Annotated in this window: 19 protein-coding genes; 6 read left to right on the top strand and 13 right to left on the bottom strand. The window is 69.5% G+C overall.

Going from position 1 to position 21,112, the window contains the following annotated elements; genetic code table 11:
- Window positions 1–2: 2 nt before the first annotated feature.
- Window positions 3–1,118 (bottom strand): site-2 protease family protein, encoded by a 1,116-nt coding sequence (locus VG869_03600; GenBank protein ID HEV3450268.1) that lies wholly within the window; start codon window positions 1,116–1,118, stop codon window positions 3–5.
- 160 nt (window positions 1,119–1,278) lie between these two features.
- Here VG869_03600 and VG869_03595 point away from each other — a divergent pair, with 160 nt between their 5' ends.
- The gene (locus tag VG869_03595; GenBank protein HEV3450267.1) at window positions 1,279–2,316 is read left to right on the top strand and encodes a DUF2330 domain-containing protein; all 1,038 of its coding nucleotides are present in this window, start codon (window positions 1,279–1,281) and stop codon (window positions 2,314–2,316) included.
- A 48-nt stretch (window positions 2,317–2,364) separates the two neighbouring features.
- Here VG869_03595 and VG869_03590 read toward each other — a convergent pair whose 3' ends face one another.
- Together VG869_03590 and VG869_03585 are read right to left on the bottom strand one after the other, a co-directional pair.
- Window positions 2,365–2,988 (bottom strand): hypothetical protein, encoded by a 624-nt coding sequence (locus VG869_03590; GenBank protein ID HEV3450266.1) that lies wholly within the window; start codon window positions 2,986–2,988, stop codon window positions 2,365–2,367.
- Complete coding sequence (locus VG869_03585) at window positions 2,981–3,550, bottom strand: RNA polymerase sigma factor (protein ID HEV3450265.1); 570 nt, start codon at window positions 3,548–3,550, stop codon at window positions 2,981–2,983. Before VG869_03585 ends, VG869_03590 begins: the two co-directional genes overlap by 8 nt.
- A 437-nt stretch (window positions 3,551–3,987) precedes the next feature.
- On the opposite strand from VG869_03585, the gene VG869_03580 reads away from it, so the two are divergent.
- Entirely contained in the window at window positions 3,988–4,788 is an 801-nt protein-coding gene (locus VG869_03580; protein HEV3450264.1) for a hypothetical protein, read from the top strand.
- Window positions 4,789–4,906: 118 nt separating this feature from the next.
- Here the strand turns inward: VG869_03580 and VG869_03575 are convergent, their stop codons facing one another.
- The 4 genes from VG869_03575 to VG869_03560 all read right to left on the bottom strand — a co-directional run bounded on the left by VG869_03575 (window position 4,907) and on the right by VG869_03560 (window position 8,990).
- Entirely contained in the window at window positions 4,907–5,719 is an 813-nt protein-coding gene (locus VG869_03575) for a hypothetical protein (protein ID HEV3450263.1), read from the bottom strand.
- Window positions 5,720–5,861: 142 nt separating this feature from the next.
- Window positions 5,862–7,772: a primary-amine oxidase gene (locus tag VG869_03570; protein ID HEV3450262.1), complete on the bottom strand. Its 1,911-nt coding sequence runs from the start codon at window positions 7,770–7,772 to the stop codon at window positions 5,862–5,864.
- 245 nt (window positions 7,773–8,017) lie between these two features.
- Window positions 8,018–8,380 carry a VOC family protein gene (locus VG869_03565; GenBank protein ID HEV3450261.1) on the bottom strand — a complete coding sequence of 121 codons (363 nt, stop codon included), beginning with the start codon at window positions 8,378–8,380 and terminating at the stop codon, window positions 8,018–8,020.
- Window positions 8,381–8,420: 40 nt separating this feature from the next.
- Window positions 8,421–8,990 carry an ATP-binding protein gene (locus VG869_03560; protein ID HEV3450260.1) on the bottom strand — a complete coding sequence of 190 codons (570 nt, stop codon included), beginning with the start codon at window positions 8,988–8,990 and terminating at the stop codon, window positions 8,421–8,423.
- 320 nt (window positions 8,991–9,310) lie between these two features.
- Between VG869_03560 and VG869_03555 the strand changes: the two genes are divergently transcribed.
- Window positions 9,311–11,575 (top strand): EAL domain-containing protein, encoded by a 2,265-nt coding sequence (locus tag VG869_03555; protein HEV3450259.1) that lies wholly within the window; start codon window positions 9,311–9,313, stop codon window positions 11,573–11,575.
- 313 nt (window positions 11,576–11,888) lie between these two features.
- Here the strand turns inward: VG869_03555 and VG869_03550 are convergent, their stop codons facing one another.
- The 3 genes from VG869_03550 to VG869_03540 all read right to left on the bottom strand — a co-directional run bounded on the left by VG869_03550 (window position 11,889) and on the right by VG869_03540 (window position 15,371).
- Complete coding sequence (locus tag VG869_03550; protein HEV3450258.1) at window positions 11,889–13,589, bottom strand: FAD-dependent oxidoreductase; 1,701 nt, start codon at window positions 13,587–13,589, stop codon at window positions 11,889–11,891.
- A gap of 105 nt (window positions 13,590–13,694) precedes the next feature.
- Window positions 13,695–14,465, bottom strand: a complete 771-nt coding sequence (locus VG869_03545) for an aldo/keto reductase (protein ID HEV3450257.1) — start codon at window positions 14,463–14,465, stop codon at window positions 13,695–13,697.
- 309 nt (window positions 14,466–14,774) lie between these two features.
- Window positions 14,775–15,371, bottom strand: a complete 597-nt coding sequence (locus VG869_03540; protein ID HEV3450256.1) for a heme-binding beta-barrel domain-containing protein — start codon at window positions 15,369–15,371, stop codon at window positions 14,775–14,777.
- Window positions 15,372–15,744: 373 nt separating this feature from the next.
- Here VG869_03540 and VG869_03535 point away from each other — a divergent pair, with 373 nt between their 5' ends.
- From VG869_03535 to VG869_03525, 3 genes are all read left to right on the top strand, one after another.
- A complete protein-coding gene (locus VG869_03535; protein ID HEV3450255.1) occupies window positions 15,745–16,395 on the top strand; it encodes an NAD(P)-binding domain-containing protein in 651 nt (216 codons plus the stop codon).
- A 55-nt stretch (window positions 16,396–16,450) separates the two neighbouring features.
- A complete protein-coding gene (locus VG869_03530; protein ID HEV3450254.1) occupies window positions 16,451–17,407 on the top strand; it encodes an NADP-dependent oxidoreductase in 957 nt (318 codons plus the stop codon).
- 1,014 nt (window positions 17,408–18,421) lie between these two features.
- Window positions 18,422–18,844, top strand: coding sequence for a PilZ domain-containing protein (locus VG869_03525; GenBank protein ID HEV3450253.1), 423 nt, complete (start codon window positions 18,422–18,424; stop codon window positions 18,842–18,844).
- A gap of 223 nt (window positions 18,845–19,067) precedes the next feature.
- Here the strand turns inward: VG869_03525 and VG869_03520 are convergent, their stop codons facing one another.
- The 3 genes from VG869_03520 to VG869_03510 all read right to left on the bottom strand — a co-directional run bounded on the left by VG869_03520 (window position 19,068) and on the right by VG869_03510 (window position 20,886).
- Window positions 19,068–19,568 (bottom strand): pyridoxamine 5'-phosphate oxidase family protein, encoded by a 501-nt coding sequence (locus VG869_03520; GenBank protein ID HEV3450252.1) that lies wholly within the window; start codon window positions 19,566–19,568, stop codon window positions 19,068–19,070.
- A 200-nt stretch (window positions 19,569–19,768) separates the two neighbouring features.
- Complete coding sequence (locus tag VG869_03515; GenBank protein HEV3450251.1) at window positions 19,769–20,737, bottom strand: alpha/beta hydrolase; 969 nt, start codon at window positions 20,735–20,737, stop codon at window positions 19,769–19,771.
- An 11-nt stretch (window positions 20,738–20,748) separates the two neighbouring features.
- Complete coding sequence (locus tag VG869_03510) at window positions 20,749–20,886, bottom strand: hypothetical protein (protein HEV3450250.1); 138 nt, start codon at window positions 20,884–20,886, stop codon at window positions 20,749–20,751.
- Between the last annotated feature and the right edge of the window lie 226 nt (window positions 20,887–21,112).

The following is a 21,112-nucleotide window of genomic DNA, read 5'->3' as shown; positions in this document are numbered from 1 at the left end:
GCTCAGCGGGCCGCGCCGTGGCGCAGCTCGGTGGGCGCGCCCGCCCGCTGCAGATCCTCGGGGGTCACGACGCCGACGATGTCGCCCCCGTCCTGCACGACGAGCATCGGCCGGGGCCCCGAGGTCCGCGCCCACGCGTCGAGCAGGTCGTCGCCTCGGTGCACGACCGGCACGCCGTGGAGCGGCCGCGCCACGTCGAGCACTCGGGTGCTGCCGCGTGCCGCCGCCGGGACGCTGCGGAGGGTGTCGCCGGTCACGAACGCGGCGGGACCTCCGCCCCACTGGTCGACGACGAACCCGCGCGCGTGCGCACCGCCGACGTGGTCGAGGAACCCGTCGACGGTGAGCCAACCGGGCTCGCCCGACGTGACCGGGGTCATGGCCTCGCCCACGGTCCGACCTCGGGTCGACTGGCGCAGACGGTAGTAGCGGGCCTCGGCGTCGGCGAGGCTCAGCACGAACCACCCGAGCACCGCCGGCCACAGGCCGAAGATGCCGGCACCGGAGAGAAACCCCCAGATCCCGAGGCCGATCAGGACCCAGCCGAACACCCGCCCGGCGCGGGCGGCGCCGAGCTGCCCGCGGTCGCGGTCCCGGTAGTGGGCCCAGAGCGCCGCGCCGAGGATGCGGCCGCCGTCGAGGGGAGCCGCCGGCACGAGGTTGAAGACGGCCACGACGCCGTTGATCACCGCCAGCCAGCCGACGCCCGCGCCGATGACGGCGGGGAGGCCGAGGCCGGCGGCGGCGATCGCGAAGACCCCGAACCCGACCGCGAGCGCCAGGCTCACGGCGGGGCCGGCGACGGCGATGCGGGCCGCGGCGCCGGCGGACGGCGCCTCGCCCTCGAGGCGCGACACGCCGCCGAGCAGCCACAGGGTGATCCCGTCGACCCGGAGCCCGTACCGGCGGGCGACCACCGAGTGCGCCAGCTCGTGCAGCAGCACCGACCCGAAGAACACGACCGCGGCCAGACCGGCCACGGCCACGGCGGCCACGGTGGGTCCGCCGGGGAGCCCCAGGGCCAGGTCGTAGGTCAAGAGGCCCAGGATCGCCAGCAGCGTCCAGTTCACGCCGACGGGGATCCCGAGGATCCGTCCGAGCCGAATGCTCTCTCGCATGGTTCCTCCCATGCTCACGCTCACCCGGCACAACACCGGAAGGCGGTCCGTCGTTCCTGGTTGCCGGCGGGCGGCGGTCGGCCGATCGAGGGTCGGGCCGGGAACCGGACCCGTCGAGCCCTGCGTCTAAGGGGTGACCGACTCGACGAGGAGATGGACCATGCGACGCCTGTTCGTGCTGGTGGTGGCGGCCCTCGGCCTGGTGGCCGTCGGGGGCTCGTACGCGTGGGCGTGCGGCAGCCTGGTGGCCCCGAACGGGGCGGTGCGGCTCGTCCGCACCACCACCCTGGCCGCCTACCACGCCGGGGTGGAGCACTACGTGACGAACTTCCAGTTCGTGAGCCCGAAGCAGTCGTTCGGCTCGATCATCCCGCTGCCGGCGGCGCCGACGGACGTACGACGCGGCGGCGACTGGACCCTGCAGCGACTCGAGCGCGAGGTCACGCCCCTGAGCCTCGAGGCCGGCTCGCAACGGCCGGCGGCCGCCTCGGGTGTGCAGGTCCTCCAGCAGGTGCGGATCGACGCCCTCGACGTGACCGTCCTGCGCGGTGGCGGCACGGCGGTCGCGGCGTGGACGGCGCGGCAGGGCTTCGCGCTGACGCCCGACACGCCCGCGGTGCTCGACTTCTACTCGCGGCGGTCGCCGTACTTCCTGGCCGCGAAGTACGACGCGTCGGCCGCAGTCGCTCGCGGCCTCCGGACCGGCGACGGGATCCCGGTGCAGCTGACGATCCCCGTGAGGGAGCCGTGGGTCCCCCTGCGCATCCTCGCCACCGGGAAGCCGGCCGACGAGGTCGTGAACGCCGACGTGTTCTTGCTCACCGACCGCAAGCCCGATCTCCTCACCGGCCAGGGGCTGCAGCTCGTGCGCTCGGAGGCGGCGCCGCCCGGGCTGCTCGGCGACCTCCGGGCCGACCGCGCCACGAGCTGGGTCCCGTCGCAGGGGTGGCTGAGCTTCCTGCGCCTGGCGCAACCGGCGGGCCGGCTCGGGTACGACCTCGCCGTCGGGGTCGGGCACCCGGCGCGACCCGCGGACGCAGGGGTGCCGGCCGCGGTGCTCGACGCGCCGGGATCGCTCGGTCCGGGTGCCGTGGCGTGGTCGGCGATCGCGGTCGGCGCCATTGCGGCGGCGGCGGCGGTGCTCGTCGGCCGCCGGGCGTCTCGGCGGTCAGCCCGCGCCGCGACCAGCCGCGGCTGAGCGCGGGACCGGCCCGGGCGCGGGACCGGTTGGGCCCGGGCGCGCCGCCTACCCGAGCTCTCGGACCTGGCAGGGGTCGGACACCACGACGGTCAGGCGAGCACCCGACACGAGCACGAGCGCCGCCCGGCCGCCGAGCCGGCCGGTGGCGACCGCGGTGACGGACGCGCTCGTCCGCGCGCAGCTGCGGGCAGACGGCAGCGCTGACTCGAGCTCCCGCCTCGCTGGGGGGGTCGTGGCGGCCGCGGGCGGGGCGCTCGGCGCGGCGCCGCTCGCGTGTGCCGCCGCGGCGGCCCGCAGGCGAGCGACGCTCGCGGCGTCGTCGAGGTTCCCGAAGTCGCCGAGGTCGGGCGGTGTGCCGAGCTGCGGGACCGCCGACAGGGCGGGACGAAACGGCGCGCCCGCGGCGCCCGACGCCGGCCCCGGTCGCCGGGACGCGGTCGGGCCGCTGCCGCCGGTCCGGGCGACGAGCGCGGCCGTGCCCCCGGCGAGGCCGGCGGCGACCGCGGCCGCCGCGGCGTATCGGACCCACCGTCGTCGAGCTCGGGCTCGGACGGCGTTGTCGACCAGCCGCCGGCGGGTGAGCTCGTCGAGCGGCTCGACGGCCAGCTGGGGCGCCAGCCGCTCGTCGCGGCGGTCGTCGTCGGGCGTCGTCGGGTCGTGGTCAGTCATCGTCGCACCTTGGACGTCGCGGGGCCGTGACGGGGTTCCCGACGGCCGCTCGGAGCGCGGCGCGTCCCCGTGCGATCCGAGACCGAACCGTGCCCACCGGCACCTGCAGGACGGCTGCGATCGCCGCGTAGTCGAGGTCGCAGAGGTCGCGCAGCACGACCGCGACGCGGAACTCCCCCGGCAGCTCACCGAGGGCGCGGTCCACGTCGACGCGGTCGGCGACCGCGTCGTCGATCGCGGCCGCCCCCGCCTGAGAGTCCGGGACGTCGCCGGCCGGACGCGGGCGGCGCCGGCGCCGCCGGAGCTCGTCCAGCGCGGCGTTGGTCGCGACGCGGTAGAGCCAGGTCGTGAACGCCGACCGGCCGTCGAAGCGCCCGATCCCGCGAGCCACGGCGATCAAGGCTTCCTGCGTCGCGTCGAGGGCGTCGTCGGGATCGCCGATCACCCGTCGGCAGAGGGCGTGGACCCGGTCCGCGTGTCGCTCGAGCAGGACCGCGAGCGCGCCATCGTCGCCGCGCCCGGCTCGGCGGGCCAGCGCCGCGTCGTCGTCATCGACGGGCATCGGCGCCAGTGGTCGGCCGCACCGGGTCAGCCCTCGAGCGGTCCGAGCGTGCCGTGACCGGCTTGACCACGGCGATCCCGAGGGTCAGCGCAGTCCGCGGCACGACCGTGGTTACGGCCTCCCGGGTCCAGGCCTTGACGGCGCGGCGTCGTCGAGCCCGGACCCGAGCGAACCGTGGTCGCCGGCGCCGCGCGCCCACGCCGCGGTGCCGCGTCGGCCCGACCGACTTCCGTGACCCGCCGGACCGCGCGTCCGTCGACGGCGACACGTCGAACGTCGTCCTGCCACCATCGGTGCCAGGATCGGGCGGTGCCGGCCGACCGAGGGCGAACGACGACGGTCCGCAACCGCCGCGTCGAGCGACCCGACGCCGGTCGGTCTCGCCGCGCAGACGCCACCGGGGTTCGCATTTCCGGCCGTCGGTCGGCGGCCTGACCATGACAGCACCACGGACGTGGCTGCGACGGCATTGGCTGCTGACCAGCGTCGGTGTCGGCGTCCTCGCCCTCGCGGCGGCCGCGGTTGTCGTGTACCTGGTCGTCCTCCAGAACCACGCCACGCCGATCAGCCTCGGCGAAGCGCTGCACCGGTACCGGACTCACCACGGTGCGGCGAGCGCGGGCGTGTCGCTGCCGCCGCCCGGCGTGTACACGTACCGGACCCGGGGGTCGGAGGCGCTGAACCTCCCGGGAGGCGACCGGAGCTACCCCGACCGCTCGACGATGACGGTCACGCCGAGCGGGTGCGGCGTCACCGTGCGCTGGGCTGCCATCGCCGAGCACACCGAGGAGTACGACGAGTGCCTCGGCCCCGCGAAGAGCCTGGCGCTGGCCACCTCGAGCGTCACCGAGACGTTCTTCGGGGTCGTGAGCCACGACAAGGTGACCTGCTCCCCCGGGTCCTACCTTCGCCCTCCCACACTTCGTCCCGGTGAGACCTGGTCCCTTGCCTGTGGCGCGCCTCAGGTCGAGTGGCGGGGGACCGGCACCGTGATCGGCCCGGCGTCGGTCGCGGTCGGGTCCGCTCGCATCCCAGCTGTCCATACCCGGGTCGTATTCTCCTTCGCCGGGCGCAACACGGGCACCAACCCGAGCGACTACTGGTTCGCGCTTGACGACTCCCGTCTGCTCCGCTGGCGAGGCACGGTCGACGTGTCGCAGGGCAGCAGCCCGCTCGGCTCGGTGCGCTACCACGAGCAGTTCGACCTCTCGCTGGTGACGACGGCCCCGGTGCACTGAGCGGCGGCTCGTTCGCGTCGTCGCTGGCAGCGTGCCGAGCCGCACCGCCACGACCGCTCCGACGATGGCGGTCGTCACGGCGAACGGTTTGACCTTGGCACGTGTGCCCCGCGGTTGGTCAGGCGGGGCCGCCGCGACGGCGCCGACGGCGCCGTCGAGTCCAGCTGAGCGTGCCGCCGAGCACGACGACACCGACCGCGCCCCCGATCCATGGGACCAGTTCACGCCGCCGGTGGGTGGGGCGATGCGCCGCACGACGCCGCGGGGGCGAGGCGGGACGCGCCGCGGTGGTGGTCGTCGTGGTCGTCGTCGCAGCCAGGCGTTGCTGCACATAGGTGCTGACCTGGCCCGCGACGAGGTCCGCCATCGCGGCCTGGCCACCTGGTGTCAGGTGCAGCCCGTCGCCGTAGACGAGCGTGGGGTCGGTGGCCGAACGGGTGTTCCAGTCAGCGACGACGAGATTCGGCCAGCGCGTCGCCGCCGCCGTCAGCTGCTGGTCCAGCGCCGGGGTCCAGCTGGCGAACGAGCGCAGGTTGACCCAGATGACCCGGCGGATCGGCCCGAACGCCTGCATGACGCTGTCGACACGCTGGGCGAACGTCGCCGGGTTCCCGGCGTCGTTGTTCCCGAGCGCGGCGACCGCGACCTCGCCGATCGCAGGCCGACTCGCGGCGATGATCGACGGGGCAGCCAGCGTCGAGAGCCCCTCAACGGCGTAGAAAGTCAGCGACCAGCCGGTCATGCGCGCGGCAATGGCGTCGTGCGCACCGAGCATCACCGAGTCGCCGATGACGAACAGGCGGGGGTCGACGCCGGGCGGGACCTGCGCGCGAGCGGGACCGCCCGCTGTGAGGAGCCCGGCAGCGAGGACGAGTGCGGCGACGCCCCGGGTGGCTCGTGCTGTGACGCCGCCGCGGCGTGTCGACGTCACGGCGGCGCGACTGCATCGCGCGCGGCACGGCATGTCGGCGGTGCACCGACTGACTCGTCGTTCTCCGTCGCTGGAGTGGCCCTGTGGGACCTTCAGCCGGTGAACCATGACTGCTGTGGGCGAGGCCTTCCTCACCGACCCATTAGGCGTGGCAGCTGCCGGTACCGCGAGCGCGTGGGACGTCGAGCGCGGGGTTGCGGTCGAAGAACCCAACCGGGGACAGGAGGAACCCGGTGTATTCGACGGGCATCACGGGCCAGTCCTCAGGGCGGGCGAAGTGCGTCACGCCGAACGTGTACCAGAGCACGATGTCGGTGTCGACGATCGGTCGGTCGGCTGCGGTCCATCGGGGGAGGCCATCGCCACCTTGGTGCTGGTTGGGGTACTCGCCGGCGGCGCGCCGCTCGTCGGGCGCGTAGGGCGTGACCCACAGGTTGTGGCGGGCGAACCCGGCACGTTTCCCGACGCTCGATTCGGGGGCGGCGAGCATCGTCGGGGTCGCCATCGTGGGAACGAGCTTGTACGCGACGGGTTGTCCGAGCCGGTTCGTGCGTCCCGGGTTCAGGACTCTCCAGGCCCGGCTGGTGGCCGGGTTGACGTCGCGTCGCGCCGCGAGCTCAGTCTCGAGGCGCGTCCGGCTCTGCCGGAAGGCGTTGGCCCACGGGTTGTCGGGCCCGGGTGGAAGGGGCCCGGCCTCGGTCTCCTCGACGCTGTTGAGGGCTCCGTCGACGTCGAGGTCGAGGCGGGCGCAGAACAGGTGCTGATGGTTGACTGCCGCGAGGCCCGGGGCGACGATGGTGGCGAACTCCGGGTCGTCGCCGGGCGGGACGGCCATGGTGGAGAGGACGCCGGTGAGCTTGACCTCGAGCTGGATGCTCCCGTCGAGATAGAAGTACCAGTAGAACCCGTACTCGTAGTTGCCGACGGTGGCGATGAAGCTCACGACGAGGCGACGAGACCGTCGCACCTCGGTGGTGTCGCCGTGGAGGTCGTGGTGCTTCCAGAGGATCCCGTAGTCCTCTTCGTGCATGCAGATCGCGTGCTCGATCGTGTAGGGCTCGCCCTGCTCGGTTGCGAGCACACCGTCGAAGTAGTGGATGACCCCCAGGCAGTCACAGCCCAGGGCCAGTGAGTTGGCCATGCGCCCGAGTCCCCACTCGCCCGCGTCGAACGCGTTCTTCCATCCGTGCATCGGGTTCGGGTCGCCGTAGGGAACGACCATCTCGGCGATCGACGCTCGGTGCATCACCTGGCGCGCACGCTCGCCGTCGCGATACGAGACGTCGTGCAGCGTCAGGCCCTCGTAGGGGTCGAACCCGACTCGAAACGACCACTTCTGCCACGCCACGAGGTTCCCGTCGACCGCGAAGCTCGGGCCGTCGGGCTGGACGATCTCGAGGGGCTTGAGGTCGCCGCGCATCGGGCCGACGTCCTCGGGGAGGTACGAGCCCCGCTCGGGCGGCAAGGGGACGGTCCCGAGGTCGAGGACTTCGAGGACCTTGCCACCGCCTTGGTCGAAGAACCCGATCAGACCCTCGATCGGGCGCGCGTAGCCGTTGTCGGTCGCGGAGTCGCGCAGGTACGCGATGCAGCGGCTGATACGACGCCCCGCTTCGTGCTCGTTGCCGAAGGAGCCCGCCGGCCAGGGGTCGATCTGGACCTGGTCGAAGTCCTCGATTCCGCGGCGCCGAAGCGCTGCCTGCCACTCGGGGTCTTCCCGGAGGGCGACGATCGCCTCGAACGACTCACCGAACAGCAATGCGGGGCGGACATCCTGGCGCACCACCCACGAGCGCACGTCCCCCGTCGTCACCGACACGACGACTTCGATCACCTCGAGGCGAGCGCGGGGTACCAGCAGCGCCTCGAGGGCGCGGTCCACGGTCGCGTCAGGCGTCTCGGCCGCGAGAAGATCCTTTGGCGGCTCGTGGAGACGAATGTGCGCGAACACCGACGCTTCGTCAAAGCGCGCGTCACCGCGGATGATCGCTGCGGCCCGCCGGATCTCCTCGACGGTCACCATGTCGAGCGGGTGCGCACTCGCGGAGCTCATCGTTCATGGGTCCTTTCACTGCATGGTGCCGCCGCACCGTGCGGGGCGAACGCGACCGTGCTTGCCTCGACTGCTCCCCGGCTGGCGAGAGCGGCGGACGCGTCAGACCACGTGTCGGTGGGACAAGAGCATGCCGCGTCTCGAGGTCGACCGGGGCGTCGGGACGCGGGAGGTCATGGCTGGTCCGTACCGGGGGCGCGGTTCGTTCTCGGCGCTTGGCCCTGCCCTCGTGACGCCCGTCACGGTCAGTGGGCGCCGAAGTGAGGATTGAAGATGAAGCCGACGATCGCTCCCTGGGGGGTCCGAACCGTGGCGGTCACGATGTCGCCTCCGACTTGCGCGGCCGGTACATGAACGGACGCCCCACCGGCGACCGCCGCCTCGACCGCCGCGGGCACATCGTCGACGCCCAAGTACGTCAGCGCGCCATCCTCCGGCGCGGCGGTCGGTAGCAATCCCAGCTCATAGCCCGCGACGCTGAACCCGACGTAGAAGGGCCTGTTGAAGTAAGGCTCGAAGCCGAGGAACCGGACCCACCAGGCTCTGACTGCTTCGAGATCGGGTGCGGGGTAGATGACGGTTCGGAGTCCGTGCAGGGCTGTGGGCATGACGCCATTTGAGCACGCGACCGCGACCCCGCCGGCGAGCTCATGTCCGTCCGGCAGTGAGGCGAACGCTGCCGGCCTCGAGCAACCGCTCGATCACGTGTGCGGTCTCGTGGGGTGTCTGGGCGGTGCAGTCGACGACGTGCCGCTCGTAGATGCCGAGGTCAGCGAACTGCTCGTACATCCGTCGTGCCGGCTCACTTCCGAGCGGTCGGCCGTGTTGGGAGCGGCGATCCTCGGTATGGCTGGTGGCTCGCTGCAGCGCGACGTCGAGGCTTGGCCGCAGCACGAGGTAGTCGACCTGAGGGGCCGGACTCGACAAGTCGGCGAGGAACTCCTCGAGGAACCACGGGCCGAGAATGCAGTCGAGGATCACGGTGTAGCCGCCCGCGGCGTACGTGTCGGCGGCGCGGGCGAGCGCTCGGACCACCACCCGGTTCTGTCCTCGCGACTCGACGCGCCACGGCTCGATGTAGCCGCGGCGGATGAAGTGCCAGAACGCGTCGCCTTCGACGTGGACGCTCGGATCGATGGTCTCGGCCACCAGACCCGAGACGGTGGTCTTGCCCGCTCCGGGCGGCCCGGTGATGACCACGATCGACGCCCGAGCCATTACCGGACGACCCGGCCGGCGGTCAGGCGTCCGATCTGATCGGAGACCCCGAGGGGTGCCACGCTCGCCAGTATCAGCGTCCATTTGGCCCGTCGGCCAGGGTGACGCGGCCCGGAGGCTCAGACGTGACGAGCTGGTCAGCCCGGTCCGGTCGCCGGAGAAGGCGGCGGCAGCGCGGCGGACCGATGTCAGACCCGGGAGCCTCGTGGGGCCGCGCCTCCCGGGCGCCCTGAGTCGTCAAGGAGGCCGGAGGGTGAGCCGATCCCTGATGGATGAGCCGACCCAGGGCTGACACCTTTGCCGGTCGCCTGCGGACTCGCATGGGTGGGCCGAGTCTGCTGGGTGTGGTGGTGGTGGCGCCGGCGTTCTGGCTGGGCAGCCGGCTCGGGATCGTCGCGCCGGTGTCGCTGTGGGCGTTGCTGGGCCTGTTGGTGGGCGCCCAGCTGGTCTCGGGGCTCGTGTACGCGCTCTGGGGTGACGCGCAGGTCGGGTGGCGGCTCTTCGTCCGGGTGGGCGTCGAGCTGAGTGTGATCTCGGCCGTCATGTATGCGGTCGGGTGGGGACCGACCTTGTCGATCGGGCTCGTATTCGGGGCGGCCAACAACGTGCGGGCGTCGGGCTCGCGGGCGGTGGCTCCGGCAGTGGTGTGGAGTGTGATCGACCTGGTGTTGGGGGAGCTGGCGATCGTCGCCGGGTTGGCGCCCTCGTTGATCTCGACGCCCCTGGTGCACGGGCTGGCGCTGTTCGCCGGGCTCGGCGTCGTCCTGACCATCCTGTTGTTGGGATGGGCGACCGCGGACAAGGAGCGCGCCGAGGAGGCGTTGGAGCGCCGAGAGGAGCGGTTCCGAGGGTTGGTGCAGCACGCCGCGGACATCATCCTCGTGGTCGAGGACGGACGGGTCCGGTACGCGAGCCCAGCCTTTGAAGTACTGCTCGGATACTCACCCGGCGAGGCGATCGGATCGTTGGCGTTGGACCTTGCCCACCCCGATGACGTGGAGGCGGCGGCGGAGTCCTTTCTGGCCGTCCAACACGCCGATGGCGTCGCGGCCCGAATCGAGCTGCGGCTCCATCATCGGGACGGGAGTTGGCGATGGTTCGACGCCAGCGTGACCGACATGACCAACCGACCTGGGGTTGAGGGAATCGTCGCCAATCTGCGCGACATCAGCGAACGCAAGGCGATCGCCGAACAGCTCAGCAACGCCGCCACCCACGACGGGCTCACCGGCCTCCCGAATCGGGTCGCGTTCTTAGACAGCCTGAGACTTGCTCTGAGTCGTCAGCAGCCCGGCGCCAGCGTCGGCGTGATCTTCTTGGATCTCGATCGCTTCAAACTGGTCAATGACAGCCTCGGTCATCCGGCCGGCGATCAGCTGATCAGCGTGCTGGCGCAGCGGCTGCGAGCCGCGATGCGGCCCGGCGACACCGTGGCCCGCTTCGGCGGCGACGAGTTCGTCATCTTGTGCCCGGACATCCCGGACGCCGATGCCGCGCTCGAGATCGCCGAGCGGCTCCAGGACGCGGTGCGGGCACCGGTGCTGGTGGCGCACCGCGAGATCTTCGTCACGGCCAGTCTCGGCGTCGCCATTGCCAAGCGGCCCGACGAAGCACCCGACGAGCTCGTACGAGACGCCGACACCGCGATGTACCGAGCCAAGGACAATGGACGAGCCCGCATCGAGCTCTTCGACGACGTCGGGCACCGGCGAGCCGTCGAGGCGCTCCAGATGGATGCCGACCTCCACCGTGCCGTGGACCGCCAGGAGTTCGAGCTCCACTATCAGCCGATCGTTGACCTGGTCGAACGGCGAGTCATCGGCTTCGAAGCGCTGGTCCGCTGGCGACACCCGACTCTCGGGCTCATCCAGCCCGACGATTTCATCCCCCGAGCCGAAGACAACGGACTCATCGTCCCGATCGGCGCCCTGGTGTTCGAACATGCCTGCCGCCAAGCGGCCCGCTGGCACGGACACCAACCAGGAAGGCACCGACTCTCGGTCAGCATCAATCTGGCTCCCCGCCAGCTCATCGAGCCGTCACTCACCGCCGAAGTGGCCGACATTCTCCAGCGCACCAGCATCGACCCCAACAGCGTGTGGCTCGAGCTCACCGAGAGCGCCCTCATGCACGACGCCGATCAGGCCATCCTCGTTCTCGAACGCCTCCGTCGCCTCGGTGTGCACCTCGCCATCGACGACTTCGGCACCGGCTACTCGTCGCTCGCCTATCTCAAACGCTTCCCGGTCGAGGCGCTCAAAGTCGACCACACCTTCGTCGACGGACTCGGCGACCAGGCCGAAGACACCAGCATCGTCGGTGCCATCGTCGGTCTCGCCCACTCGCTGGGCATCGCCGCCATTGCCGAAGGAGTCCAAACCCGAGCCCAGCTTCAGGAGCTCCAGACCCTGGGCTGCGAGTACGCACAGGGTTACCTCTTCGGCATCCCAGAACCCGCCGGCATGCTCGGCGACCAGCCGCGTCACGACCTTCGGCACTGGCCAACCGACACCGCGCGTCGCAACTTCTCACAGGACCAGCACCGGACCCGGCGTGCTCCCGCCGCTCGTCGCCACGATGGATGATCGAGACCCTCGACCAGACCTGGCAGAAGGCTGAGAGCGAACCTCGCCCCTTCACGGGTGCCATGCGGACGGAGGCATCCCCGCGGCAAAGCCGACGGTTGAAGGGCAGGTAAAGGCTCGCGGCGAGCAACAGCTGGCGACCCGGCTTCCGGCGGACCTGTCAGGCGTCGGGCGAAGAGGCAGGCCCCTCATGGCCCGGTGGCGGTTGAGCTTGGGCGTTGAACAGCCCGTCCTTATTTTTCGAGCGACCCGATGGGGAGCGACTTCTCTGAACCGTTCGGGCCGGGGCGCCCCGGAGCTCAGGCAACGGGTCTCAATTGGTGATCGTGGCGACGTGCTCGATCACGGAGCGCACGGCGCCCGCCCCTTCCCCGACGGCAGCGGCGACCCGCTTCAGTGAGCCGCTTCGCACATCACCAACGGCGAAGACGCCCGGCACGGACGTCTCGAACGGGAACGGGTCACGCGTCGCGAACCTCGGGCCATCCGTGCTCGTATCCGGCAAGGAGCGATCGGTGAGAACGAAGCCCTTCGAGTCAAGCTCCAACGCACCGGCCAGCCACGCGGTTGCGGGGTCGGCACCGATGAAGCAGAAGAGTCCCGAGCAAGCGACGGCGCGACGCTCGCCTGTGGGCGTGTACTCGAGGGTGACGTGGCCAAGATGCGTGTCGCCAACGAGTGCACGGACCTGTGTGTCGATGACGAGCTCGATGCGCGGGTCGGCCTCGACCCGCTCGATGAGGTAGTGCGACATGCTGTGCGTGAGGTCCTTGCCGCGTATGACGATTGATACGTGGCTCCCTTGTTGGGCGAGGTAGATCGCGGCCTGCCCGGCGGAGTTTCCGCCCCCAACCACGATGACGGGCCGGCCGTTGCAAATTCGAGCCTCGAGATCGGTGGCCGCGTAGTACACCCCAGCACCTTCGAAACGCTCCAGATCGTCGACCGCGAGGCGCTGGTAACGGGCGCCGGCCGCGATGATCACGGTGCGAGTCGGGATCTCGCTGCCGTCGACGAGCGCTACGACCAGGAACCCTTCCTCCACTCGCAGACCGGCGACCTCGCACGGGGCGTTCAAGCGGGCACCGAGCCGCTGTGCCTGCACCGCGGCCCGGGCCGCGAGGTCTTCGCCAGAGATTCCGTTCGGGAACCCGACATAGTTCTCGATGCGCGAGCTGGAGCCAGCCTGCCCGCCTACGGAATCGGCGTCGAGCGACACGGTCTTGAGCCCCTCGGAGGCTCCGTAGACCGCGGCCGCCAGGCCGGCCGGACCGCTTCCGACGACGACGAGGTCGAACAGGTAGCCCGGCTCGGGCTGGAACGTCAATCCGAGATGCTGGGCGAACTCGCCGGGTGACGGGTGACGCAGCACCCCCGTCGACGTGATGACCACTGGCGTGTCCTGCCGACGGAACCCCATGTCCGCGAGCAGGACCTCGACGTCGTCCGCACCCTCGATGTCGATCCACGTGTGAGGGAGACGACTCCTGGCTGCAAACGCGCGCAATGCCGTGGCCTCGCGCGAGTAGCGGGACCCGATGATCCGCACCGCACGCGCGCCTTCGCCCGTGCGCAAAACCTCCCGTCGGGCAACGAACGCCGAAAAGATCGTGTCGGCGAGATCCGGCCGGGTGCTCATGACTCGTCGGAACGCGTCGAGAGGTACAGCCAGCACCCGGCCGCGCTGGCTGACGCGGGCTGTCAGATACAGGCGTTGGCCCGTCACCATGCTCAGCTCGCCGAGAAATCGGCCCGCCACATGGGTGGTGAGCAGCGTGTCGCCCTCGAGATCCGGACGGATGATGTCGACAGCGCCTTCGAGCACCACAAAGAAGTTGCTGGGCTCGTCCCCAGCGCGGAACAGAACGTCGCCCACCTCGACGACACGCTCGTCCCCGACGGGTGCCAGCTCGGCGAGAGCTGCAGCATCCAGCGTGGGTGCGGCCGGATCGGGTAACTCGGCCGCAAATTCCTTGTTCAGGGTCGAGGGGTCACCGGCCGAGGGCTGGGTCACCATCGCAAACTACCCATCTCTGTAGGAGTCTCAGACCGTGGTCGGTGCCGACCCACCTCGCCGGCGCGGAGCGGCCCGCGAAGTGGCGACGGCACTGCCCTGGCTTCACCACCAATTGTCCTCGAGGGCTTGGCCGGTTCCATCGGTCTCGTCCAGTGCGTCGAGTTGCGTCATGTCCTCCTCTGACAAGGTGAAGTCGAAGATCTGGAGGTTTTCTGCGATGCGTTCGCGGTGCGTCGACTTGGTGATTACGGGGAGGCTGTGCTGCACGCACCAGCGCAGCAGCACCTGTGCCGGCGTGTGCCCGACGCGCTTTGCAATCCGGTTGACGGTCGCATCGGACAGGTTTTGGCCTGTACCGAGCGGGCTGTAGGCCTCGAGCACGATGCCGCGCTGCTGGCAGGACTCAAGGAGCTCGCGGCGGTACTTGAACGGACTGAACTGCACCTGATTGACAGCTGGCGCGACATGCGCCGCCGCCATCAACTCGTTGAGCTCGCTGACGCTGAAGTTGGATACGCCGATCGAGCGGGTCAAACCAAGGTTGAGAGCCCGCTCCATTCCTGGCCACGCCCAGACGGGCCCGCCCTGGGGCCAGTGAATGATGTACAGGTCGACTCGGTCGACACCGAGGCGCTTGAGGCTGCGCTCGGCCTCGGCAGCTGGGTCCCGGTGCTCTGGATAGAACTTCGTGGTGACGAACACCTCGTCCCGCGGGACTCCGCTCTCACGCAGTCCCTTTCCAACGCTCTCCTCGTTGCCGTAGGCCTGAGCGGTGTCGATGTGGCGATACCCGAGTTCGAGCGCCCAGCGCACCGCGTTGACACACTCGGGCCCATCGGGTACCTGCCAGACGCCGAGGCCCGGGATAGGCATCTGGTTGCCGTCTGCGAGTCCTCGTGCTCGTCCGTCTGCAGACAGAGCGTCTGTTGTCATGGCATCAGCCTCCCCTTGTGCTGAAGGAGCGGGGTGTGGTCTGGGTCGAAGCGAGGATCACCCCTTGCAGTGCGATGGTCATCAGGCTGCCGAACGATCGTCGGCCACCTGTAATGCGGTCGTCCCGTTCGCGATCACTCGGAGTGGGTGGCGAGATGATCACAAAGCCACTTGCCAGTCTGGCGCCGGACGATCCCTGGGGACCAGTGCTCGATCGTCGGTGCGTGGTCGGGTCGCGCACGGGCGGTTTCAAAATTTGACTTTTGAGTTTTCGTGATCAGTCCTGTACCGGTTGAGCGTGTTGCGGTCACGGTGACAGTACGGACCCTCAATTCGGGGTTGGAGCATGTAGGTCTGTTGGTCGTAGGAGAACTCGTCTGGCGTCGAGAGGTCGATTGTCATCCGAAAGGCGGTGGTCTGGGCAGTGGGGGTCAGGTAGGGATTCGACAGGATCCCGAACCCCTCGCGCCCGGCCTCCGCGGCGACCGTCAGGACCTTGTCTCCAGGACTTGCCGAGCCCCCGGCCAGGGCGACGATGCCTCGCGGCGTAACGAGCCCTCGCATGACGAGGCTGTGTTCGGCGTCCCAGAACCAGTAGCCAATCTCCGTGTGGAACGGATCGTCTTCCCCGATGCGCCACGCGGTGGTTGTGTAGTCCAGTCGATACAGGGCTTGGGCTCCATTGTGGGCTGGCCCGGCCGGTCTGAAGGTGCTGTGTTCTCGAAATTGGGCGCACTGCTCGCGACCGACTGCGTACACGTACGCGTCGTCGTAGCCACGATCCCCTTCCCAGGTGCCGATCAGTGGCGTGAGCGGTCCCAATGCAGGGGGATGCGGCGCGTTCATGGCTCCGACGGTACCTGTGCGTTAGATGGATGTTCTCAGCGATCGTCGCTCATTCAGGCTCGCTGAGGATCACGTCACCTGCCGAGCGCTCCATCTGAAAGCCTCACCCTTGCTTGTCTGGTTTGCGAGCCGCGTACCAGCCGAAACGGCAAGACCTCGTTAGCTCCGGCATGGGCCGCCGCTAGCCCGGTCAGAGAACGGAGGTCTTGGTCGCCCCCGGCGACAATCAGGTCGCCCGCTTGAATGCCGGCCTTCTCTGTCGGACCGTCCGTTGTGACGGACTCGACAAGCAGACCAGGCGCTGTTTCTAAGGAGAAGTGCTGGATCCAGACGCCCTAGCGGCGCTGCGGACCAACGACTGGCCATTTGGCGGATGCGACAAGCACCGGCACAACGGGACGATCACCGTATGGCTGCTGAGACGAGCGTCGATACGGTCGGAATCATTGGCGCAGGAAGCGCCGGTCAGGCGTTTGCTCGCGTGGCGCAGCGGGCCAATCGCAAGGTCGTGATCGCCAACAGCCGCGGCCCACAGTCCCTGGCGGCCGTGGTCGACGACCTCGGAGCAGGTGTCTCGGCCGGCACGGTCGGTGAAGCGGCCGCATCGGCACTGGTTGTGATCGCGGTGCCGTGGGCGAGCGTCCCCGAGGCGGTTGCGGGCGGGGATTGGGACGGCAAGATCGTCGTCGACCAGACCAACTCTTATCTCCTCCCCGAGATGAAGCTGGTGGATCTCGGCGGGCGTTCATCGAGTGAGATCGTGGCGATGCTCGTTGAAGGTGCACGGGTCGTGAAGGCCGCTAACACCCTCTTTGCTGGGGTCCTTGGAAGCGATCCGCAGGAGGCCGGTGGCCGACGTGTGCTGTTCCTCTCCGGCGACGACGGTGCCGCGAAGGCGTCAGTCGCAGACCTCTTCGAGCACGCCGGGTTCTTCCCGATCGATCTCGGTGAGCTCGGGACCGGGGGTCGCATGCAACAGGCCGGAGGCCCCCTCGCTGGCGTCAACCTGGTGAGACTGCAGTGATTCGCCGGTGCTGGTCTCCGGTACGCACTGCCGTGTTACAAGAGGGGAGGGCACGGTGCGTGTCATTGCCGTGAACGAGTACGGCGCCATGCCGGCGCTCATGGAGGTGCCCGATCCGCAGCCGGGACCGGGACAGGTGTTGATCAAGGTCGAGGGGGCCGGGATGAATCCGCTGGATCGGATGATCGCCGACGGTGCGTTGCAGCCGATCGGGCCGGCACAGTTCCCCCTCGTCCTCGGCGTCGATGTGGCGGGCATCGTCGAGGCTCTCGGCGAGGGCGCGAGTAGGTTCGCGCTCGGCGAGGAGCTGTTCGGTCAGCTGCTGATCGCCCCGTGGGGCTCGACGGGTACGTACGCAGAGCTCGTCGCGGTCAGTGAGGACCAGCCGCTGGCGCGTGTGCCGAAGGGTCTCGATCCTGTTGTCGCCGCAGCGCTGCCCACCGCCGGCTCGGCCGCGCTCGAGATCGTCGAATCGCTCGAGCCCCTCAGTGGCAAGACCGCAGTGCTGGTAGGCGCCGCGGGCGGCGTCGGTTCGTTCGCGACCCAATTTGCCGCGAACGCCGACGCCCACGTGGTTGCCGTGGCAAGTGCCGACGCCGGTGATCGGCTACGCAGCTACGGGGCTGCGGAAGTGATCGACTACAAGGCGGGGTCCGTGCCTGATGCCCTACGGCGGGCGCACCCCGACGGCATCGACGTCCTCATCGATCTGGCGAGCGACGCCGACGACTTTGCCGAGCTGGCGTCTCTCGTTCGCAGCGGCGGCACGGCACTAAAGACACGGTTCCAGTTCGCCGCCGACATTGAAGGACTCGCCTCACGGGGAGTCACCGGGGTGAACTATGAACTGCGCGCAGCGAGCGGAATGCTCGAGCAGGTCGCGGACGCTATCGCCAGCGGGCGCATTGTCGCACCGCCGATCGCCCGAATCGCACTTGATGACGTGCCCGGGATGGACGGCAAGACCGGGCCCGAGGGGAAGACGGTCATAACCTTCTCGGGCCGACACTGATGACCCTGAATTGCATAGCGGGTGGCTCAGCTATCGGGTTCCGGTCGCCACGCCAGATCGCCTATCTACCTGAAAAGTTTTCAGCGCGTGAGGCCAGAGCGGCGGCCTACCCGCACCAGCACGAACCCTCCCGCGGTGGCGACTAGGCCCAGCTCAGCGAGGACCGCGATGTCGCCGCCCGTGAACGCCAGGGCGCCGTCGTTGGTCCTGGGAGAAACCACGTGCGGCCCCGTGACCGTGACGGGTTCCCCGCTACGCGGTTCGGTCGTCGGTGTCGTCGGGTAGTCGGTCTGGGCGAACGCTGCTACTGGCGCGAACACCGCCAGCGTGAGTGCTGCCAGCACCAGCGGTCGCCCCAGCGACCGCAAGGACCCTGCCGTCATCGCATCTCCCCCCGGCGCCCCCCGGCGGAGTCCATCACGCCGGTGACGAGCGTGTCGAGGCCCCACTAAGGATCTGCGCGGCCGCCATCGCTGTCGCACGCGTCTTTGCAGGCCAGAGCCGATATCGCTCCGAGACCACCGCTCGAGGCCCCCTTCGGCTCCTACATGGCGGAGCTCAGCGGCTCGCGCCAGGGGTCCGCAGAGGGCGCGCGCGCTCCGCCGTGGGGCGTCGCCACCCCATCTCGCTCGCTCGACTCGCGGTCTTGCAGACCGCGAGTCGCACTGAGCCAGTTGCCCACGCCTCCAGCCTCGGATCGGCCTCGTTCAGCCCAGGAACTCTCCACCGGATCTGACTCAAAGCCGTGCCACTACGGGCCGATACACGGCCAGCGAGTCGGGGAGCGCCGTGACCCCACCAACGGTCGAGGACGATCGCCTGCCACAGCCTGGCCGGATGGTGCTGGTCAGCCTGCCGCGCTCGTTTGGTGGTGGCTTCTCGGGGGGTTCGTTTCGCGTCGGATCTCGCGACGGGCTCCGAGTACGACTGGAGGGAGACGCCGCTCGGTCGCCCGTACCGGCTGGGGTCCCAGTCGTGGTCAGGTATGGCGACCAGCGATTGCTCGGGGCGGTGGTGGCCCACCCCGAGCCACACGTGCTCGAGGTCGCTCTCAAAGCACCGGCGGAGTTGCGCCGACATGACCGTTACCCGCTGCGCCTCGGCGTCGAGCTTGACCTAGTCGATGACCCGGATGGGATGCAGTTGAGCTGTGCAGCGATCGACGTCTCTGTGGGTGGCGTGAAGCTCCACGTTGGGACCCGCGTTCCCCAGGGCGCGCTGGCGTTTGTCGTCTTGCAGCTGCCCGGTGTCTCGCCAGCCATGGCGGTTGGGGAAGTGCTCGACTGCACCATGCAGCCCTACGAGAACGCTTATACGGTGCGCGTCCAATTCACGTGCATTACCCGAGACAACATCGAGCGAATCACAGCGTTCCTCGGCAGCCTCGACGGCGTTCCGCGAGCGAATGACTCCATGAGTCAGCCGGGCGTTGGGTAGGAGCTAGACCACGCCAGTCGGCCGAGGCACGAGGACCCGGTGAACGCGCGAGCCGTCACTCACCCGAGACCAGAACACCTCGAGCGGTTCGTGTACACGATGGCGTCGGCGGCGAAGCGTAAGGCGGCAAGTGCTGCCGATCGTCCAGCCGGGAGGCTGATGCGGGTGCTGGCGGCTGGCCGCTCGAGTCCCAGAAGTCATCGGCCGAGTCCGAGCCGAGACGTCAGAAACGGTGGCAGGTCTGGCTGAAGGTGCCCTTGCGAAACGCGAGAATCTTGGTTGGCGTGACGGAGAAGACGAGCGCAGTGCCTCGCCCATGGTGAAAGGTGCCATTGCGGGCTTCGTATCGCCATCGTCCATCCCATTTCCGGGCCCAGGCCTGGGCCAGGCGTTCGAGCGTGTCGCCGTCGGTGAGCTGGGCGGCGGTGCCCTCGATGACGATGTCGACGCCGCTCTGCCAGGTGTTGCAGCCCGTTGTCAAGATCACGTCCGGATTGGCACGGAGGTTGATGGCCTTCTGCTCGCTTGGGCCAGTTGAGAAGTGGATGGCGCCATCCAGCCACACGGCCACGAGTGGAGTCAGGTGTGGTCGACCGTCGGTCCGGACGGTTGCGATCCAGAACAGATCGGCTGTCTCGAGCAATCGACGGGTCTCCTCCCAGCTGGTGCCAGCCACGTCGGGCTCGCTGAATCGCTCGTCAATCGTGGTCACCGGGTCGCTCATCGCGGCACCTTCTTTCTCGGCCCGACAGAGTGTTCGCCGCCGGACTTCTCGTCGATGACGGGTCAACGGCGGTGCGTCACCGATTCGACCGTGAGGACCGCGCGAACTCATCGGCCCCCAGGCGAGCGAGCAGCGCCACGCCGTGCGATCCGTGCCCCGGCCGGCCCTTCCTCGCGGCGGGCGTTGGCGCCGTTGCGGCGCTAGAGAGGGCTGACGGGCAGCGGCGTCTCGAGGCACCCGCGCACGAAGTCGAAGAGCCGTGGGAAGAAGTGCGAGGCGACGGACGGCAGGGCGATACATCCGTGCGGCGTATCCGGGTATACGAGCAACTCGCTCCGATTACCCGCGACCTCCCAGCGCGCCGCCATGAAGAGGGTGTCATCGAGCAGGTGATCGTTGGTGCCAACGGAGAAGAGCGCGGGCGGCATCCCGTGAAGGTCCGCGTACAGCGGGGAGACATCGGGATCGCGGCGCTGCTGGTCGGACATCCCGGGCAGGAACAGGTCAAGCGGGAAGCCAGTGGAGTCGAGAATGTCGGTTCCGGACGCCAGCCCGACGCCGCGCTGACTCGGAGTGCGAGACAGGTCGTACGCCCCGAAGACCAGGTTCGCTCCGAGGAAGCGATCGGCGGCCCGATGCTTGTCCCTCATGCGGAGCAATGTGACCGCGGCGAGGTGCGCGCCGGCCGACTCGCCGCCGATGAGTAGTCGATCGGAGCCGAGCTCGTCGGCCGCGTGCTCGAGCAACCAGCAGGCCGCGGCCTCACAGTCATCGGGGCCCGCCGGGTATGGGTGCTCCGGGGCGAGGCGGTAGTCGACGCTCACCACCGCCACGTTGCACGTGTCGACGATGACCTCGAGGAGCTGATCCATCATCTCGGGTGCACCCGCCATCCACGCGCCGCCGTGAATGTGGAGGAGCACGCCCTCGGGCTGCTCATGGGTGAAGCTGCGAAGCCTGATCGGCGCCGCAGGTCCTTCGATCGTGCGATCGACGGCGCGGGTCGACGGTTCGCCGCCCCACTGGGCCTTCCGGTGCGCGGCCACCCGATCCTCGATACGCAGCGTCGCGGTGTCGGCTTCGTTCCACCGGACAGACGCGATGAACGTCGCCGCCTCTTCCCGTAGCCGCGGCCGGAGCGCCTCGACCTCGTCGTCCCAGAGCGACACGCCGGCGGAGCCTAGCTCCACCTTGGTGCGTAGACGAGCAGCACGACGCCGCTCTTGAACGTCGTGACGAGGTCCAGGTTGAGCCGTGGGGAGCCCGCAACGCCCTCGAAGAGGTGTTGCCCGTTGCCGTTCGCGACTGGCGTGCGCAACAGATAACTGATCGATCAGCTCGGTCCAGAGGTCCGGCACGGCCGGGTCGGCTCGCCCGCGCGGGAAGTTCCGTCTGGAACTAGCGATGCGACACGCCGCTTGGCTTCGCCTGCCGGTCGTCGCGGCGCCTCGGTGGTCTCGAGCCTGACACCACCACGGGGCGGTCGACGCCCATCGAGTCGTAGAGCAAGGCCAGGGTGACGTCGAGGGTCTGTTCGGTGATGG

The sequence above is a fragment of the Acidimicrobiia bacterium genome (assembly GCA_035948415.1).
Classification (GTDB): domain Bacteria; phylum Actinomycetota; class Acidimicrobiia; order IMCC26256; family PALSA-555; genus PALSA-555.
Note: the sequence above shows the minus strand (reverse complement) of the source record. Positions and strands in the feature narration are given on the sequence as shown.